This window comes from Nocardia sp. NPDC047038 (assembly GCF_040644075.1).
Lineage (GTDB): Bacteria > Actinomycetota > Actinomycetes > Mycobacteriales > Mycobacteriaceae > Nocardia > Nocardia sichangensis.
This window is the reverse complement of sequence record NZ_JBEYVQ010000021.1, coordinates 26,142-41,647: the sequence shown is the minus strand read 5'-3', so window position 1 is coordinate 41,647 and position 15,506 is coordinate 26,142. Positions and strand designations below refer to the sequence as shown.

The following is a 15,506-nucleotide window of genomic DNA, read 5'->3' as shown; positions in this document are numbered from 1 at the left end:
CGCGCGGATCTGCACTGGTCAGCGTAGCCATCGGAAGACCAACGGGCTTTGGGACTTTCGTCGGATGGTGGTGTGAAGCATCTACCGGGTGCTTCCGGGCCGGCGTGACGCCCAGTCGGTGTTCAACGATTCCGTTGTGACACTTCGGTACCCGGGTGTCGATCGGGGGTGCGCAGAGGAGCGCCGACATGGTGCAAGTGTCTCAGCGCCTCGCGGTAAGAGGAGATCAGCCCGGTTTCGTGGTAGGGCACGCCGATCTCGGTGCAGTAGTCGCGGACGATCACCTGGGCATGACGCAGGTTCGGCGTCGGCATGCTCGGAAACAAATGATGCTCGATCTGATAGTTGAGCCCGCCGAGGGCGAGGTCGGTCAACGCGCCACCTCGTACGTTGCGGGAGGTCAGCACCTGTCGACGGAGGTAGTCGGGGCGGTCGTCGCCGGTCAAGGTTGGCATGCCCTTGTGGTTCGGGGCGAAGATGCAGCCCATGTACAGGCCGAATAAGCCCTGATGGACAGCGAGGAACGCGAAGGCTTTGTCGGCGGGGAGAACTGCGAACAGTGCGGCCAGGTAGGCGGCGAAGTGGACGAACAGCAACGCGCCCTCCAATCCCCGGTGTTTGACCGATCGATTTCTCAGCGCACGAACGCCCGCCACATGGAGGTTCAGGCCCTCCAACAAAAGGAGGGGGAAGAACAGGAACGCCTGCGCCCTCCCGATGAGACGAGGCAGACCGCGGCTGGACCGTGCTTGCCGCTGTGACCAGACCAGAATGTCGGGCGCGACATCGGGGTCGAGTTCCTCGTGGTTCGGATTGGCGTGATGCCGAGTGTGCTTGTCCTGCCACCAGCCGTAGCCCAAGCCGATACCGGCGTTGCCGACGAGCCGTCCCACGAGCTCCGTCGGCTGCCGTAGCCGGAAGACTTGCCGGTGTGCGACATCATGCATAACGAGTGCGATTTGAGCGAACGTCACGGCCATGAACCCCGCGACCAGCAGCGTCCACCACGAATCGCCGATGAGGACGAACGCTGCCCAGCAGGCTGCGAACGCGACCCCGACGAGGCTTAGCCGGACGGCGTAGTAGACGGGACGCCGGTTCATCAGCCCCGCGTCGGAGATCCGGCGCATCAGACGGGCGTAGTCACCGTCGGCGCCGCGCCGCGGTGACCGTGGAGATGACTCGGGGACCAAGGCAGGTGTCGTCATAGATCTTCCTGAGTGCTGAGCCGGAGACGCCACCTCCATCCGTCGACGATGTCGGCCGGTCGATGTCGGAGCGGGGCGCGGATTTCGATACCCCGAAGCTATCGGCCGGATTCTCGTTACTCGTAACCCTCTGGTATGAGATGGAATCGGACTGCGGTGTGATATTCGATGTCCACAGCTGGCAGAGGCGGCCGGCCGGTTGTCGGCCGATACATCCGGGTCGCCGGACCGGACATCGGCTCACGCCGCTGATCGAGCGATGTGGACAGAACCGTTTCGTCGAATCTGTGGCGCTTGCGCCGGGCAAAGCGACCGCCGCCCTTCGTCGCCAGCACATATGTTGCAGTAGGGTTCCTGGGAGGTGCCGTCACTCGCTGTGCTGCGGCCGGAGGCGCTTCTTTGCCGAGGATCCGATTCGAATTCAAACCTGCACTGACGCAATGGTTCTGTGAAATACTCGTGCTGTTCTCCACTGTCCGAGGAGGGCTTGATGCGATCGGTATCGCAGCTTTTTGCGGTCTGTTCCTGCTTGTTGATCGGTGGGCTGGCCGCGTGCGGGTCGCCCGATGCACCGACCACGGTTTCTCCGACCACAACCGCCCCGAAATCGGAGACGTCCAGCGCAGTGACCACCTCTCCCGACTCGGCGACTGCCAGCTCGGTCCTTTCAACTACTCCGTCCGTATCCTCCGAGACCGGGCGGGTGATCCCCTCAACCGTGTCAGTCTCCGTGGCGAGTAGCACGACCGGAGTCATCATCCCGACAACACCGCCCGCAAACGTGCCACCGACGGTTCCGATTCTTCCGGGCAGGCCGGGCACTGGAGTCGATATCACGACGACCGCGGCGCCTCACTCAGCGACGACCAGTGAGCCCCCTCGATGAGTGGGGACGACGCCGATTCGACTGGCCGGCACAGTCTTCGTCGAGCTCTGACCGCTGCGGGAGCCATCGCCTCGCAGGGCGCGGTTATCGCCGCAGTGCTCTACTACTTCGGCTTGGTGTACACCCGCGCCTGGTACGGCTATTTCGGCGTGGATGTCGGGATGCTCGGTTTGTCCACCCCCGACTACGTCATCGGCAGCCTCACCAGTAGCTACTGGCCCGTGACCATCGTCTTGCTGGTCGTGCTCGCCTGCTACGCACTTCGGTCGGTTCCGCTTGCCGTTGCCGTACGCAGCCGACGACCCGTCGCCACGCTCCGGCGCTGGACGATGGCCATCTTGATCAGCGGCGCCATCCTGGCCACAGTCTTCGCGCTTCTGGTCATCGTCCGCGACGGGCTACCGCCGTGGCTCGGTTCATACATGCCGATCATGCTCATCGCGGCGGTCTCACTCCTCGGGTACGCCATCGCGCTGCGGGAAACCTATCCCCGCATTTTCAGCCGCCCCGGCGCCGGTCGCAGACGCACACAATCCACCCCATGGCTACCGATCCTGGCCCTGCTGGGCTTAGGTTTCCTCGGCTTCTCGTGGGCGGTGGGCTCCTACGCCCATCAGCGCGCCATTCGCGACGCCCGCCTCACCGTCGAGACCGGCTTCGGCGCACGTCCGGTCGTCCTGCTGCTCAGCGTCGATCGGCTCGCGATCGAAGGCGGCGGCTCCCAAGTTCTCCCGATCACCACACCCGGGGAGAAATACCGCTACGCCTACAGCGGGCTCCTACTACTGGCGCGCACTACTGACCGCTTCTTCCTGATCCCGCACCAGTGGACGAAGGCCAACCACGACCGAGTATTCGTCATCAGCAACAACGACAACGTCCGCATCGACCTCGCACCCCACCCATAACAAAGGCCCTCCACGATTCGGGCACAGCACGCCGGTCCCTGATGCAGGCACACTCTCGATCCGTCGCCCACGCTGCATGCTCGCCCCGATATCTGACCGGTCCAACCTGCCCGTCAGTCGCCGACGAACAGGAGATATCCGTCGGCGCGAAGCGCGATCCCTGCATGACGTTGCGTGGCGTCCAAGCCTCGGGCACCACCACGGTCACCTCCACGCTGCTCGGCAGCCTGCGCGAAGATGCCCGCTCCCGCCAGGAATTCTTCTCCCTCACGGGATAGCGGGGTGACCTGGCCGCCGCGCCGAGCACGAAGGTGTTCTCGGGTCGGGTCTAGACCGGCGGGGATTCACTGCTGGTGGTAGTGGATTCGCTTGTCGGTATCGGGGCGGCAGGCACGGTCGAGTCCTGAGGCGTCGGTTCTGTCGGTGTGGTCGCCGACGGCGGAGCACTATGGACCGGCGCGGAGGACTCGGGGTCGGCCGGTGAGGTAGGCGGCCCAGCTGTTGCGGGCGGCGAGCCCGCTGCGCCTGTCGCCGGAGGAGGAGTGTTGCTGTGGTGCGGTCGGTCGGACTCGTCGGCCGACGGCGTGTACAGCACGGTCGTGTCCGGAAACTCGGTCGTGGCGGCCAGGGTTACCGGTGCCGAATCGTCCTCACTCGGTGGTGTCGGCGGACCGGATGGTTCATCGGTCACCGCGTCCGGCATCGGCTCGGGTGTCCACGTCATGGCGGCGACCACGGTGGGCGATGACGGCGATGTCGGCCCGTTCACCCCGGCGGGGGCGAACAACACGTGACGGTCCTGCGATGTCACCGGAAGCGATTCCGATGAGACGACGCCCGGGCTGTCGATGGACCCGGTCGCGAATCGGCGATCGGGCAGGGCGGCAGTGTATTCGGTCCTGCCGAGGTCCGGGCTGGTCAACTGGGCAGCTCCGACGAACAGGACCGGCGCGGCGATTGCCGCCAAGGCCGCGGCAGTTCGGATCGCCGGTCGGCGCAGTGGCACCATCACGGTGTCGAGCGCCGGGCGTTCGGCACCGAGCAAGGCCGCACCGAACGCCACCGATTGCGCTGGTGCCTGTCCGCGAACAACTGGGATTTGCAGCAGGTCGGCAAGGGAATGCGCAACCTCCGGCGGTGTGGCAGCGCCCCCGACGAGCATCACCGCACCGAGCTGTCGCGGTGGAAGCCCCGCGCTGCGCACACATTCATCCACCAGTGCCAGCGACTCACGCACGAGCGCCGCGCAGACCTCGCTGATCAGGCCGGAATCGGGCGTCCGCTCGTCGTCCCGGGCGCGATCGTGCCTGGCCGCAGCGATCGCGGCGGCCGTGCATCGGCCACCGAATCGGTACGACCGTGCAGGCGCCCCCGCGATTCGGTGACCCGAACCTTGGCGAACCACAACAGCGATGTCGAGTGACCTCGCCCCCAGGTCGTAGACGAGTGTCGCGGCGGAATCCACCGCGGCGCGCTGGTCGTCACCAGTGGTCGAGTGGCGCAGGAATGCTGCCGCCGCCAATGGCTCGGCGACGAGTTCGACCGCGCCGAGTCCGCACCGATCCAGCGCTTCTCGCAGGGACCGGAGGTGACGGCGTCGATAGATGGCCGGATGAGCGAGCACGGTGTGTTCGGCAACCGCGCCTGCGGCCGCCATCACATTCTCCAGCGAGCGTGAGATCAGATCGGGGGAAACCAGCCCCGGCTCGCTGGTCGCCAGATCGCCCGTCCCGGAAGCCTGCCCTGGCCTTTCGGAACCGGCCGCGGTGCGGGTGCGGACGTCGTGGACCACCGGGTCCCCGCCGGAGCTGATCGACACGCAGACCGTGTTCTGCGAGCCGACGGACACGCCCCATCCCATACGCATTCTCACCGATCTCCTGTGGTCGCTGTGCGTTCGACAAGCATCTTTACCCGGCCGAATTCGTAGTTTAGCCTTCCCTAACAAATGTTGGGTTGTTACCTGGAGGCGTCCTTGTCCGAAGATTTTCTGGTCATCCGACCAAATGGTGCGATGTCTTCCACGGTCTGGGGTCCTTCTCATGCGCCGGCGCCGATAGTGCGCACCGGAGGTCGGTGGCCCGCACCTGAGCCCGCCCGCCCGATCGGTCTGCTCGACTCCTGGTGGCTCATCGGTGGTGCCGCGGTCGCCTCGACAGGGGTACTCGCGGGTGCCCTGTGGGTCGCTACTCACGTTCATCCCGACCCCGCACTCCACACCGCGGGACTTTTCGTGCATTTGGCAGGGCTGGTTCTCGGGTTCGGCGGCGTCCTGATCGCCGACTATCTGACGTTGCTGTGGCTGCTGGGTCGCACCACCCTGGCCGAGGCGATGGGCGGAGTCTCTCGGATGCATGTGCCGATCTGGGTTGGGTTGGCTGCTCTTGTGGCCAGTGGCTGCGTTTTGGAACCGAACCTGAGTTCGCCTCTGACGCAGGCGAAGATGGTGTTCACCGCGTTGCTCACCATCAATGGGCTGCAGGCGACCGTGCTGAGTAGGCGCCTGGGGGACGCCACGTCCGCGCCGTTGCCCACCCGCCTGTTGCTGTGGGGCGCGGCCTCGGGAGCGATTTCCCAACTCTGCTGGTGGGGCGCGATCGCGATCGGCTTCTGGAACGCGCAGCAGTAGTTCGCGTGGCTCGGCCGCGTCGCTCGAGATGCGGCGGAGTCGAAGGACTCCTGGTAGTCGGTAGGTCGGACCCGACGTGCGGTCAGGCGCTGCTCACCCTCTTCGGGCGTGTTCTGGTCCGGCACCACGGCTGCCGCAATGAAGTAGTGGGCCAAGTGTTGGCCGGTTCAGGTTCGATGTCGGCAGACCCGGTAACGCCGGTAAGTCTTGGGGCCGAGGTGTAATCGCGGTTACTGGTCTCGCGCTGACGCCGGAGCGTCGAACGGAACTCAGCGAGACCCACAAGGGTTTGAGGTGGGCGATGGGTGATCGAAGCTGATTACCCGGTGTCCACCAGAAGGGCGTCCCCGACGCATTGCAGCGTACGTGTAGTGGGCTCCGCTGCGCCTTCGGCGGGAAAAGACATCGAGTAACGGCCGTCCCCGAGGTCACGCCAGGAGCCGGTCGTCGCCCGGGCCCGGTCATCGGCGCCGGGACGGTATTCGACGACGGTGCCGTCTTCTCCGAACTCGAGGCCGGACCGGCCACGTGACCGGGGAAACGGGAAGTCACGTGGCCGATAAATGGACACCGTGTCGGTGTCCTCCTCGTGGGAGTGCACCCATATTCCGAGGATGGGGATCGGTCCGGTCACCGGCAATCCTCACCGGGTCCCCGGCGCCGACCAGTGTGGCGCTCGGGCGAGGACGCCGTTGATCTCGTCGAGTAATGAACGCAACAACGCTACCTCGCCTTCGAGGTCGGCGACCGCACCCGCGCCGCCGGAGGAACTCGAATTCGTCGATGGCACGGAACGGGGTGCGGCCGCCTCGCCGCGTCCGGGCGTCGCCTCCGCGGCCATGGAGGACACCGCCGGTCGCAGATCCCCGGCCGGAGCGCGAGCGGCGACCAGGAACGAGGCCCTCGGCCCATCCAGGCACGCGTTCATCCGCAAGGATTGGCCGGTGGTGAACATGAACATCGCCGCGTCGTCGGTGTAGTCCATGTAGTTCATGAACATGTCGCCATTGGGGCCGTTGTTGCAGGAAAGGTGCGGGAACTGGGGTTTGCCGAAGTTCTGGGTGGCCTGGTTGGGCGTGTCGTCGACCAGATCGCCCCCGGAGCAGCCGCTTCCGTCATCGCCCCAGATATGGCGCAGACTCAGCCAGTGCCCGACTTCGTGCGTCGTGGTGCGCCCCAGGTGGAACGGCGCGGTGGCGGTTCCGATTGTGCCGAAGCAGGTTGTCGCGATGACGACGCCATCGGTGTCGACGGGACCGCCAGGGAATTGCGCGTAACCGAGAATCGAGTTTCCGGGCGCGGTCTGCGGATCGGCGCACACCCAGAGGTTGAGGTATTCGTCGCTCGGCCAGGGATCGGCGCCGCCGGTCGCGGTGGCTTTCACATCGTCGGCTTCGGCGCTGAAGAATGTCTTCGCGGTGGCGGTCCGGGTGATGCCGTCGGTCGCATTGCCATCAGGATCGGTTGTCGCCAAGGCGAATTGAATTCGACAGTCGGCGATACGGTCGGTCCAGACGGTCGGCACGCCGACGCGGTCGAGATTGGTCGCCCGGAAGTCCTGGTTGAGCACCGTGATCTGGCTCTCGACCTGGGCCGCGCTGATGTTCTCGGCCGGGAACGCGGGATTGTGGACGATGTGGACGACCACGGGGATCGTGATCGGACCGGTGCGCATCGGTGCGCGCATACGGCCTTCGTAGGCGAGCGCGCGGTTCTCGAACATCGCCGAACGCTGTCGGTAGCTTTCGCTCTGTTGGAGCAGTTTGTGGTGAACTGCCATGGTGCCGCACAATTCGCGGCTTCGTGCACCAGGTGTAGGAAGATCGGCCATCACATATCCTTTCGCGAAACAGTCGAGATGAAAAATCGCTCGGTATGGATGCTTCGCCGATTCTGCGGCTGTGACACGAGTAGCGACTACCTGCATCCGACCTCGCGCGGCTAAAATCCGTACAACTTTAAAATATGTGGAAGATCGGTGACGACCCGCCGTACAGCGGTGGAGTAACAGCTCACGCCGGTCGGCACCGGACCGCACATGACGAGGTTCGCGAACGGATCCAGCGATCACCCCGCCCCGCGTCCCGATGAGTATCGCCGTGTAGGAACCCGTAGTCGACTACTCGTGAGACGACGACATCCGAGGCGAAGACTCGGGGAATCGGATCGTCCGTTGCGGGGCGATTCCGCAGGCAAAGAACGTTTACGCGAAATGGAGGAAATCATGACCGCAGGCATGGATTCGGCAGTTGTTCACACGGCGAACGAGGCAGCCGATATCAAGAAACAGGATCTGCTCGACCAGACTTCGTGGGTAGCGCATTTGTGGGCCGACGTCCCCGCGGCCATCAGCTACGCGAACTCGCCGCCGCTCTCGCAGGCGGGCACCATCGTCTTCAATATCCGGGACAACGGCCAGGTGTGGACGTACGACCTGCACTGACTCGCGTCACCGGTGAATCGTGGATCCGGTTCCACACTTGCGGGCTGTGTGTGACTGGCATGAGTCGCCCGGCTTGGTATGCGAAGGGGCGTGGAATCGTCCGCGGGGTCGTCGCCGGTGGTGATGATCCCGAAATAGCCATGGCGCAGTGCGGAAAAATGATAGCGCCCTCGGTGGGGCACATCGAAGATGGGAACGCGGGTGACCAGGTAATACGCTCCGGTCAATTGGTAGCTCGAAGCCTATTTTGCTCTCGGGTGAGGCAAATTCGGTTCGGTCGCTGAGTGGCTAGGGGAGGACCCAGCGGCGGCACTGTATCGCAGTTCGGGCGCGGAGGAAGCGCGCGCCGCCGGGTGGCTGCTACTTTTCGCCTTCGTTCTGGCACAACTGAAATGCACCCGGGGGCCGCCGCAGGCCACCGCGCTCGCAGTAGCGCAAAGTCGCTCAGGGCGGCACCAAAGCCGCCCTCGACGGCATCGCGGCAATGACTGTCAAGCTGACCGATGGCGGTAGTAGCGGGAACCGGTGGGACAAGGTGGAGGGGGCGAAGCCCGACCCGGCGAAGATTACTATTTCTCAGAAACGGCGGATCCATATCCTCGACGGCGACGGGAGTGACGACATCAACGGTGGTGGGCACGCGCCCGGGACTGGAATGCCCAACAAGACCGAGCTCCCCGACACCGATGACCGGGAAGACGACAAAATCATCGACCGAATAGTCGACGTCGCGAAGAAGCTGGACCAGCCGCCAGTCCTCCAGGACAACGGCAACTGGAAAGTAAACGGCACCCGCAACGGCGTCCAAATCGAAGTCATTGTCGCTCCCGACGGCTCAGTCGTGACCGGATACCCCATCGGCGGCGAGGGTGTAGTCAGGAACGACGCGAATGGTGACCCGATCAAATAGGCTAGGAGAGCTATGAATCCGGACAGGGCGGCACGAGAAGCGCGAAAGCGTCAGCGAGACCCACAAGCCATCGAAGCCCGTAGCCGTCGGCTGAACAAGATGAGCAAGGACTCGCGAGACCTTCTCCAGAGCGTCGCCGACCGTCTGCCTCCTGAACTGGTCGAAAGCTACCGGACCTATAGCAATGTGGGTGAGTGGGCGATGCTGGTCGACGTGCTGTGCGCTAGTCTGATCACGCCGGATCCCGGTCACTGAAGCGGAACGTGATGCCGTGGCGAACGTGCTCGGCCAGTTCAGTCCCCCAGTGGAGGGATATCGCTACCTCAACGACCCCCAAGGCGTGCTGTCTGAGCTCAACGTGGTCACCGCGTAGGTCCTCGTGATTCGATCGGGGGCGGACGGCGGAGTCATGCACGGCGGCGGTGCGGTTCCGACTTCCACCTCCGGTAGCGGTTTGTTGGTCGGGGTAGCTGCCGGTACCGCGCCACAGCAAAGCCGGGAGTTCGACTCCCAAAAGGCTCCAGGGTCAAGGGTGGGTGGGGTAGTACATCAGCCCCGGCTGGATGCTGCTGTCGTGTGCCTATGGATTTCGCTGCCGCTTACCGATCGGGTGCCGCGGTAAGCGATGCGGACAGGAAGACTGGCCTGCCCCTTGTAGTTCGGCCCCGGGCCAATCAATGGGTTCCGCCAGGGGCGCTCGGCAGAGGTGCCCGCCGTTGGCCACGCCGATGATTGCCTGGTTCTCCGTTCGGAAGTCGAGACGGGTCACAGTGTAGTGGTCTTGTCGATGAATCCGATCGTCGCGGTGTCAGGTCCAGTGGAAGTCGCAGGTACCGGTACTCGGCGGGGCGCACAACATGGGCAACTGGGAAACGCCTGGTCATGGTGGGTGCTTACCTGGTCTAAGGGCCGTCGCGTTCCGGCACTGGCCGCTGGCCATTTCATGTCGACGCGTCGTGGGCAGGGCTCCGAACGTGGAACCGGGGATGATGGCCTGTGGCTGCTTCAGGTGGGTCGGCATCTCTCCGCGCGCCTGCCGGAACTTGGGTGTGTTCCAGTCGAGAATCTCTCGCGTGGCCGATGACGAGGGGATCAATGCTGCCGACTCGGTGTTGTTGGAGTCGGGTGATGTGCCGGTTAGTCGGGACGCGGTGGGCGTCGAGGGTGGCGACGAAGGTTGTGCGGTCGCCGGGTCGAGCGATGGGCGGATCGGATCGGTCGGCGGGCGGGTTGTGGACGCGGTGTGTTCAGGGGTGGCGGCGTCTTTCGAGGTTCGATATGTCGGTGGTGCGGAAGAGGAACGGCTCGCCGTTGTTCAGGCGAAGGCGATAGCGGTGCTGCTGAGGTGGCAGGCAGATCATTGCGACGTCGATCGGTGCTGATTCCACCGTGCGGGCGATGGGACCGAGTTCCTACCGGATCCAGGGCGGTGCATGCTAATCGTTCGGTTCCCGGTCGGTCTGCGTCATCGCCCTGCCTCTTGTCACAAATGGGTGTCTGGCAACGGTCCGCTGTAGCTTTTCGCGCCATGCTCCGTCGAGACTGCCGATCTGTAGTGCGATCTTCCCCACCGCGTGACAGAAATCCTCCTCCTCTGTTCGTACCTGCGGACCGTGGGCAATGAACTTTTCCAACGCGTGGTCGGCGGCAGTCACTAGGTCGAGTATTAGGTCGAGGTTGCATGCGCGACGGTGCGCCTTCGCGTGGTCGATATCGTTCTCGGCGTGGACAACCTGAAAGCCGATTGCGGTGAACCCGGCTGCTTGTAGAGCGCTGAAAAGCGCAGCCCATGCCGCCGGGTCGCGGTTCGCGTACGACAGGACGAGGTGGCCATTGGGTTTCAAAGCCCGTCGCATTTCGCGGAAGGCTCGCGTGAGGGTTGCTTCATAGGCGTCAGTGTCGACGAGGGTGGCGTGGGATACGACTGCTTCGCCATCGACGCGAGCGGTGTCCAATCCGGCCCAAGCGCGGAAGATTTCGGAGAGCTCTCCGTACTTCACGTCATCGTGATATGGCGGATCCGTACATACCAGGTCGATCGAGTTGTCCGTGGCAAGAAGCCTTGTGCTCGACCCTATGACGACTCGGACATCAACGGTCCGGGATCCGTTGGAACGACGCTGTTCGGCGGGTAGTGGCCCGACGACATGGGGAGCACGTCCGAGGCGTTCGGCGTACCAGTTTCCTGCCTTTGCGAGATGGGCCAATCGGCGACCGACAGTACCCCGCCCCGACTGTGGAGCACCCCACACATTCGGTTCGGCGGACAAGGTGGCGACGTTGTAGCGATGATTGGCTATCGCCTCGTATGCCTTGAGGTAGCGGGCGTCCCATCGGGACAGATAGCCAGCCATTTCGACGGAACCTAGCACGGCGGCATACAGCGTGGAAGCGACGGCTGTATCCCCCGTGACGACGGAATCGATCTTGTCGACCAGTGCGTCGATCACCGCATGCTGGCGGCGTGGCATCACCTGGTCCCAACGTGTCATGCCGTAGCGGTGGAGAACGGCGGTCTCCGTGCCGGGCGCGATCATCGGCAGGCGGCGCTGCCTCGGCCACGTGGTGTCCGCGGCGATAGTGAGTTCGTGTTCGGTTGGGGGTCCGATCTCTCGACGGCCCGGTACGGTGCGCTCGACGAGAATCGGTTCCCAGCGCATCCCTCCGGCCTTCCAGATGCGGCCGGAGTAGCCGCATCGGCAATGAAATCGACGTCCCGTGGTGTATCGCGCGCCCGGGTCGATCATTCGCTTGCAGTCTCGGCATCGGGTGCACCGATCTGTGGGTCCGAACTGGAGGTGACCGGATGGGCAAGCGAGCCAGCCGGCATTGCCCCCCTGATCGACGCGTTCAGTGAGACTGACTATTCCTGACGGAAAGAGCCGGACCGCGTCGCGGCATGTCGGGCAGGTGACCACTGCGACCCTGAGAGTGTGCGCTACTGTCGCAGGCGTCCCGTCCTCGAACGATGTGGAGTAGGCGGTATCCAAGAGCTGTGACACCGCTGCCCTGAGTCGGTCAGCTGCAGGTTCCAGGCGATCGGCCGGAGGGAGCGAGAGCATCGTGGTGAGGTTTCGGGCTGCCCACAGGTTGATGTCTTGGGCGTAGACCCGGTGGCCGCGCATCAGAGCGGCCAGCGCGATGACACCGCCACCGGTGAATGGATCAGCGACGACGAGTCGACCTGGTTGGTCGATATTGGCTGCGTCGATAAGGGCTCCGGTCACTGCCTCGGTACGCCGTGCCCACCACCTATAGGTAGTGATCGGTGGCAGCACGGTTTGTCGGGAGCGGGCTTCTGCGCGGGCGCTGGCGTTTATCCCGGCTACATCGAGGTGGCGAAGCACGCTGCGCCAAGGGTCAGTTGGAGCCATCATCGGCTCTACTATGCCGGATGTCGGTTGTCCGAAACGGCGGGGCGGGCGGGTTATCTGTGAACAAGCCAGCCATTTCGAGTTCTCCGAGGAACCTGACGAACCGTTCTGCTTGACCTGCGGTCAACTCGACGCCCGCCTCGATATGGCCACGGAATCCCCATGACGTCAGGTTCGCGGTGCCGAGGTAACCGATCCGGCTGTCGGCGATCACGAACTTGGCATGCAGCATGGTGGGTCTGGGACCGCTGAACCACCGCAGAGCGACTTGGCCGTTTTCCGTGAGTCGACCGAGGTGGCGATGCAGCGACGCCCTATGATGCTCCTCGACCGGGCTGTTCGCGTACACCACGGCAGTGATGGCGCGGACCTCGAGCGCCGGTATCAGCACCTCATCGAGACGGTCGAAACCTGCGGGGTTCCAAAACGCCCCTCCCAGGTGCAACGTGCGCGTTGCGTTGCGAATCACGTCGAGTACCAGGCCATCGAGGCGTTCCGCATCGCTTATGGTTGCGGTTTCGGCTGGCGCGGAAAGTACGAGCCGCTGCTCATTCGGCGATTGGGAGTCGGGCAGTGTGCTGGTCGCCAACACCTCGCACACGATGACCAGTTCGGCTGCCCGGTGCGCCACCGGGACACCGTTCTCGGTTACCACCCCGGTGTCGACCAGTTCCCGGCGCGCGGCGTACACGATGTCTCCGGTACTTCGCGGGAGTGCCTGTGCTCCCTCGTCCAAGATCCGGGCGGCGAGACGAACGGCACCCTTTCGGCTGCCGACCGTTTCGGCGAGCAGTTCAGCAAGCGGAACGAGGCCGACAATGCCAGTCGTCACACGAGGGTCCGTCGCCGTGTCCACAACCAAAAGCGGCGCAGTAGCTTTCGGTCGAGGTCAGCATTCCAGACCCTGCATCCGAAGGAAATGTACAGGCAACGATCGCAGGCGGCGTAGGGTCGAAATGTCGAAGTCTGCGAGCACAACGGGTCGTTGTCACAGTGGTCCATAGCATCTGCGGCACGCTCGAGCCATGGCCCGATTCGGCGACGTTGCACAGTATCGAAGGCTCCGAGGGTGAAATCGGCATATGACACCACATAGATGGCCGAGGTCAACGCGTCGGGGACGATCCACTCGGCAAGGCTGGATTCGCCGAAACCACTTCGGCCGTCGTCCAGAGCGCGCAGCAGAGCGTGCGAGGCGGAGTGCACAAGACGCCGGATGACTCCAGCGCTGTCGTCTCCGCTGCCAGGGCCTCCTGCCAGAATTTCGGCGACGGCCAGTTTCGCCTCACGCGGCGTGGCGGGCAGCGTGCCTGCCCACAATCCATGGTGCCGTAGAAATCCGAGTATCATCTGCGCGTCGAAAGTGATCAGCAATGCCTCCGTGTCTGCGGGCACGGCGAAGATCGGAGTCTTGTTACTGTATTGACGAGGTGCTGCGTACGTGCGTAGATGCGCCTGGCCGGGCTCGCGGACTGCTCGGGTATAGCCGTAGCTGGCAGTCACGATCGGAAAGCTCTGTGTGACGGATATGTCTTCGATACCCAGAGCCGCTATTGCGTCAGCGACAGCAGACGTGCTGGTGATCGCCGCGGTTCCGGAGGAACTCGCCGCGACATCGGCGAAGCTGCGACGATCTGTGATGATGTTGCGGTCGAACAAACCCGCGCGTTCAACCATTGTCCGGGCGCTGGCCATTCTCATGGCTGCACTGCTCACGCCCGCCATTATCGCGGCCGGTCCGACCGTGGCCGGTGCCTGCAATGCCCGAATAGCGTCAATGGTTTTCTCGTCGACGTAACTCGCCCGAAGCTTGGCTTCGGTCTCGGCCCACTCTTTCGGGGATTGGCGGGGGCCGGTGGCAGGCTGGTCGAGCTCGGTGAGCGATGCGGCTAGATTCTGCTCATCCCCGAGCCAGGAGGCCAGCGCGGCGACACCGCGGTTGCTACTGCGTTGGAGGTTGTCGTAGGTCTGGTTCGAAGAGATGTTGAGGATCGTGAGGCCATGGGGACTTGTCTCCTCGTCGAGCGACGCAGCCGCGGCCCCGGCCGAAAACTGTTGCGCGGGTCGCATAGCGGCAGTCATTGTTGGCGAACCCGAGTTGACGGGTCAGCAGCTTAGGCGTGTGGACGGTGACCGAGAGTGTGGTGTCGTACAGGGCCGGGTCCTGCAGGCCGCGTGCCTCGATCACCAACGAGTTGGTGATCGACACCGAGACAGCGGTGTCCCCATCGACTGTCGGCAGTGTGGAGACGGTCAAACGGGGGATCGGAGCGATCGGCGTCCATTGCGGATCGCGGCGCGAGTCGATCGCCTGACGAAATGCAGCCTCCGTGCTGGAGACCGCGGCCAGCGGCAGTGTCTGGTTGTTTGTCAACTTCCAAAGCGCGGCAGCCTTGGTGTAATGGTCGTTTACCGCGGCCTGCGCGTCGGCTGCCAACGGACATCCACCAGCCAGCTCATCGCTGATGCGCGTGTACTCGTCCCCGGTGACCGGGATGGACATGGATACGCTGACGCGTCGTTGGTCGCGGTACCAGGTCGGGTTGAGCGCGACCGTCGGACGGCGACGGGACGTACTCGCGGTGGAAGTCGTCCGCCGTGCGGCCTCTTCCGACACCTCGATGAAGGCAGGCAAGAGTTGCTGATAGATGGCATAGCCGACGTCGACGGTGAGATCGACGGTGGCCGGAGCGCCTTTCACCACGAAATCCAGACCGATCACACCGCGATTCTCGACCGAAGGTGCGGTGGCAGCAGATGCGGCGCCATCGACCCCGCCGGGGTTGGGCGCCGTCGGTGGCGCGATCGTGGCGCCGAGTACGCCGATGCGGACTTTGCGCTCAGGAGACCAGGGGAAGGGGTGCTCGCCACCGGACCGGTCGGTCAGCGCATCCACCAGTTCCGCAAGGATGTGATGGACGAGGATTTCCTCAGCCCGATTCTCCCGGCTTTGCTCGATACCGACGGGCGGGATCAGGCTACTGGCGTCATGCGAAGTGACTACAGTCATGTCGTCCTCGAATAGTCGTGGAGTGAGCTGGAGCCGATGTCTCTGGCAGGCGAATTCACACCAAGGATTCTGGGAAGTGATGTCTTCGGTTGCGCGACAGCATGTTCGGTACAGAGCCTACGCTCTACCGCTGACATC

General features: G+C 64.1%; 14 protein-coding genes and 1 pseudogene. 7 read left to right on the top strand and 8 right to left on the bottom strand.

Translation table 11 applies throughout. The features are described 5' to 3' along the window. Positions 1-122 precede the first annotated feature (122 nt). Together ABZ824_RS35345 and ABZ824_RS35340 are read right to left on the bottom strand one after the other, a co-directional pair. The gene (locus tag ABZ824_RS35345; RefSeq protein ID WP_356968699.1) at positions 123-1,208 is read right to left on the bottom strand and encodes an acyl-CoA desaturase; all 1,086 of its coding nucleotides are present in this window, start codon (positions 1,206-1,208) and stop codon (positions 123-125) included. Between the two features lie 240 nt (positions 1,209-1,448). Further along, on the bottom strand, positions 1,449-1,967 hold the full coding sequence (locus ABZ824_RS35340; protein WP_356968697.1) for a hypothetical protein: 519 nt from the start codon (positions 1,965-1,967) through the stop codon (positions 1,449-1,451). A gap of 123 nt (positions 1,968-2,090) precedes the next feature. On the opposite strand from ABZ824_RS35340, the gene ABZ824_RS35335 reads away from it, so the two are divergent. Together ABZ824_RS35335 and ABZ824_RS35330 are read left to right on the top strand one after the other, a co-directional pair. Continuing rightward, the gene (locus ABZ824_RS35335; RefSeq protein WP_356968695.1) at positions 2,091-3,002 is read left to right on the top strand and encodes a hypothetical protein; all 912 of its coding nucleotides are present in this window, start codon (positions 2,091-2,093) and stop codon (positions 3,000-3,002) included. 161 nt (positions 3,003-3,163) lie between these two features. Then, positions 3,164-3,280, top strand: a pseudogene (locus ABZ824_RS35330) (GTP cyclohydrolase I); the annotation flags it as partial. 50 nt (positions 3,281-3,330) lie between these two features. Here the strand turns inward: ABZ824_RS35330 and ABZ824_RS35325 are convergent. Further along, positions 3,331-4,869 (bottom strand): Hsp70 family protein, encoded by a 1,539-nt coding sequence (locus tag ABZ824_RS35325; RefSeq protein WP_356968769.1) that lies wholly within the window; start codon positions 4,867-4,869, stop codon positions 3,331-3,333. Positions 4,870-5,235: 366 nt separating this feature from the next. Here ABZ824_RS35325 and ABZ824_RS35320 point away from each other — a divergent pair, with 366 nt between their 5' ends. Beyond that, on the top strand, positions 5,236-5,631 hold the full coding sequence (locus ABZ824_RS35320) for a hypothetical protein (RefSeq protein WP_356968693.1): 396 nt from the start codon (positions 5,236-5,238) through the stop codon (positions 5,629-5,631). A gap of 319 nt (positions 5,632-5,950) precedes the next feature. On the opposite strand, the gene ABZ824_RS35315 is transcribed toward ABZ824_RS35320, so the two are convergent. Both ABZ824_RS35315 and ABZ824_RS35310 read right to left on the bottom strand, forming a co-directional pair. Beyond that, positions 5,951-6,265, bottom strand: coding sequence for a hypothetical protein (locus ABZ824_RS35315; protein ID WP_355079989.1), 315 nt, complete (start codon positions 6,263-6,265; stop codon positions 5,951-5,953). Positions 6,266-6,274: 9 nt separating this feature from the next. Further along, positions 6,275-7,669 (bottom strand): zinc metalloprotease, encoded by a 1,395-nt coding sequence (locus ABZ824_RS35310; protein ID WP_356968691.1) that lies wholly within the window; start codon positions 7,667-7,669, stop codon positions 6,275-6,277. A gap of 186 nt (positions 7,670-7,855) precedes the next feature. On the opposite strand from ABZ824_RS35310, the gene ABZ824_RS35305 reads away from it, so the two are divergent. The 4 genes from ABZ824_RS35305 to ABZ824_RS35290 all read left to right on the top strand — a co-directional run bounded on the left by ABZ824_RS35305 (position 7,856) and on the right by ABZ824_RS35290 (position 10,366). Then, positions 7,856-8,074 carry a hypothetical protein gene (locus ABZ824_RS35305; protein WP_355079985.1) on the top strand — a complete coding sequence of 73 codons (219 nt, stop codon included), beginning with the start codon at positions 7,856-7,858 and terminating at the stop codon, positions 8,072-8,074. A gap of 484 nt (positions 8,075-8,558) precedes the next feature. Beyond that, positions 8,559-8,984, top strand: a complete 426-nt coding sequence (locus ABZ824_RS35300) for an EndoU domain-containing protein (protein WP_356968689.1) — start codon at positions 8,559-8,561, stop codon at positions 8,982-8,984. A gap of 99 nt (positions 8,985-9,083) precedes the next feature. Beyond that, positions 9,084-9,239: a hypothetical protein gene (locus ABZ824_RS35295; RefSeq protein WP_356968687.1), complete on the top strand. Its 156-nt coding sequence runs from the start codon at positions 9,084-9,086 to the stop codon at positions 9,237-9,239. Between the two features lie 818 nt (positions 9,240-10,057). Then, a complete protein-coding gene (locus tag ABZ824_RS35290) occupies positions 10,058-10,366 on the top strand; it encodes a hypothetical protein (protein ID WP_356968685.1) in 309 nt (102 codons plus the stop codon). A 54-nt stretch (positions 10,367-10,420) separates the two neighbouring features. On the opposite strand, the gene ABZ824_RS35285 is transcribed toward ABZ824_RS35290, so the two are convergent. The 3 genes from ABZ824_RS35285 to ABZ824_RS35275 form a co-directional block, all read right to left on the bottom strand. After that, positions 10,421-11,731: a hypothetical protein gene (locus tag ABZ824_RS35285; RefSeq protein ID WP_356968683.1), complete on the bottom strand. Its 1,311-nt coding sequence runs from the start codon at positions 11,729-11,731 to the stop codon at positions 10,421-10,423. A gap of 613 nt (positions 11,732-12,344) precedes the next feature. Then, positions 12,345-13,190: a phospholipase D-like domain-containing protein gene (locus ABZ824_RS35280; RefSeq protein ID WP_356968681.1), complete on the bottom strand. Its 846-nt coding sequence runs from the start codon at positions 13,188-13,190 to the stop codon at positions 12,345-12,347. Next, positions 13,187-14,428, bottom strand: a complete 1,242-nt coding sequence (locus tag ABZ824_RS35275) for a hypothetical protein (RefSeq protein WP_356968679.1) — start codon at positions 14,426-14,428, stop codon at positions 13,187-13,189. Before ABZ824_RS35275 ends, ABZ824_RS35280 begins: the two co-directional genes overlap by 4 nt. Between the last annotated feature and the right edge of the window lie 1,078 nt (positions 14,429-15,506).

Coding starts and splice junctions, on each gene's coding strand:
- ABZ824_RS35335 (WP_356968695.1), top strand. CDS start 2,091: ATGAGTGGGGACGACGCCGATTCGACTGGCCGGCACAGTCTTCGTCGA.
- ABZ824_RS35305 (WP_355079985.1), top strand. CDS start 7,856: ATGACCGCAGGCATGGATTCGGCAGTTGTTCACACGGCGAACGAGGCA.
- ABZ824_RS35300 (WP_356968689.1), top strand. CDS start 8,559: ATGACTGTCAAGCTGACCGATGGCGGTAGTAGCGGGAACCGGTGGGAC.
- ABZ824_RS35325 (WP_356968769.1), bottom strand. CDS start 4,869: ATGCGTATGGGATGGGGCGTGTCCGTCGGCTCGCAGAACACGGTCTGC.
- ABZ824_RS35340 (WP_356968697.1), bottom strand. CDS start 1,967: ATGATGACTCCGGTCGTGCTACTCGCCACGGAGACTGACACGGTTGAG.
- ABZ824_RS35285 (WP_356968683.1), bottom strand. CDS start 11,731: ATGATCGACCCGGGCGCGCGATACACCACGGGACGTCGATTTCATTGC.
- ABZ824_RS35275 (WP_356968679.1), bottom strand. CDS start 14,428: ATGCGACCCGCGCAACAGTTTTCGGCCGGGGCCGCGGCTGCGTCGCTC.
- ABZ824_RS35345 (WP_356968699.1), bottom strand. CDS start 1,208: ATGACGACACCTGCCTTGGTCCCCGAGTCATCTCCACGGTCACCGCGG.
- ABZ824_RS35295 (WP_356968687.1), top strand. CDS start 9,084: ATGAGCAAGGACTCGCGAGACCTTCTCCAGAGCGTCGCCGACCGTCTG.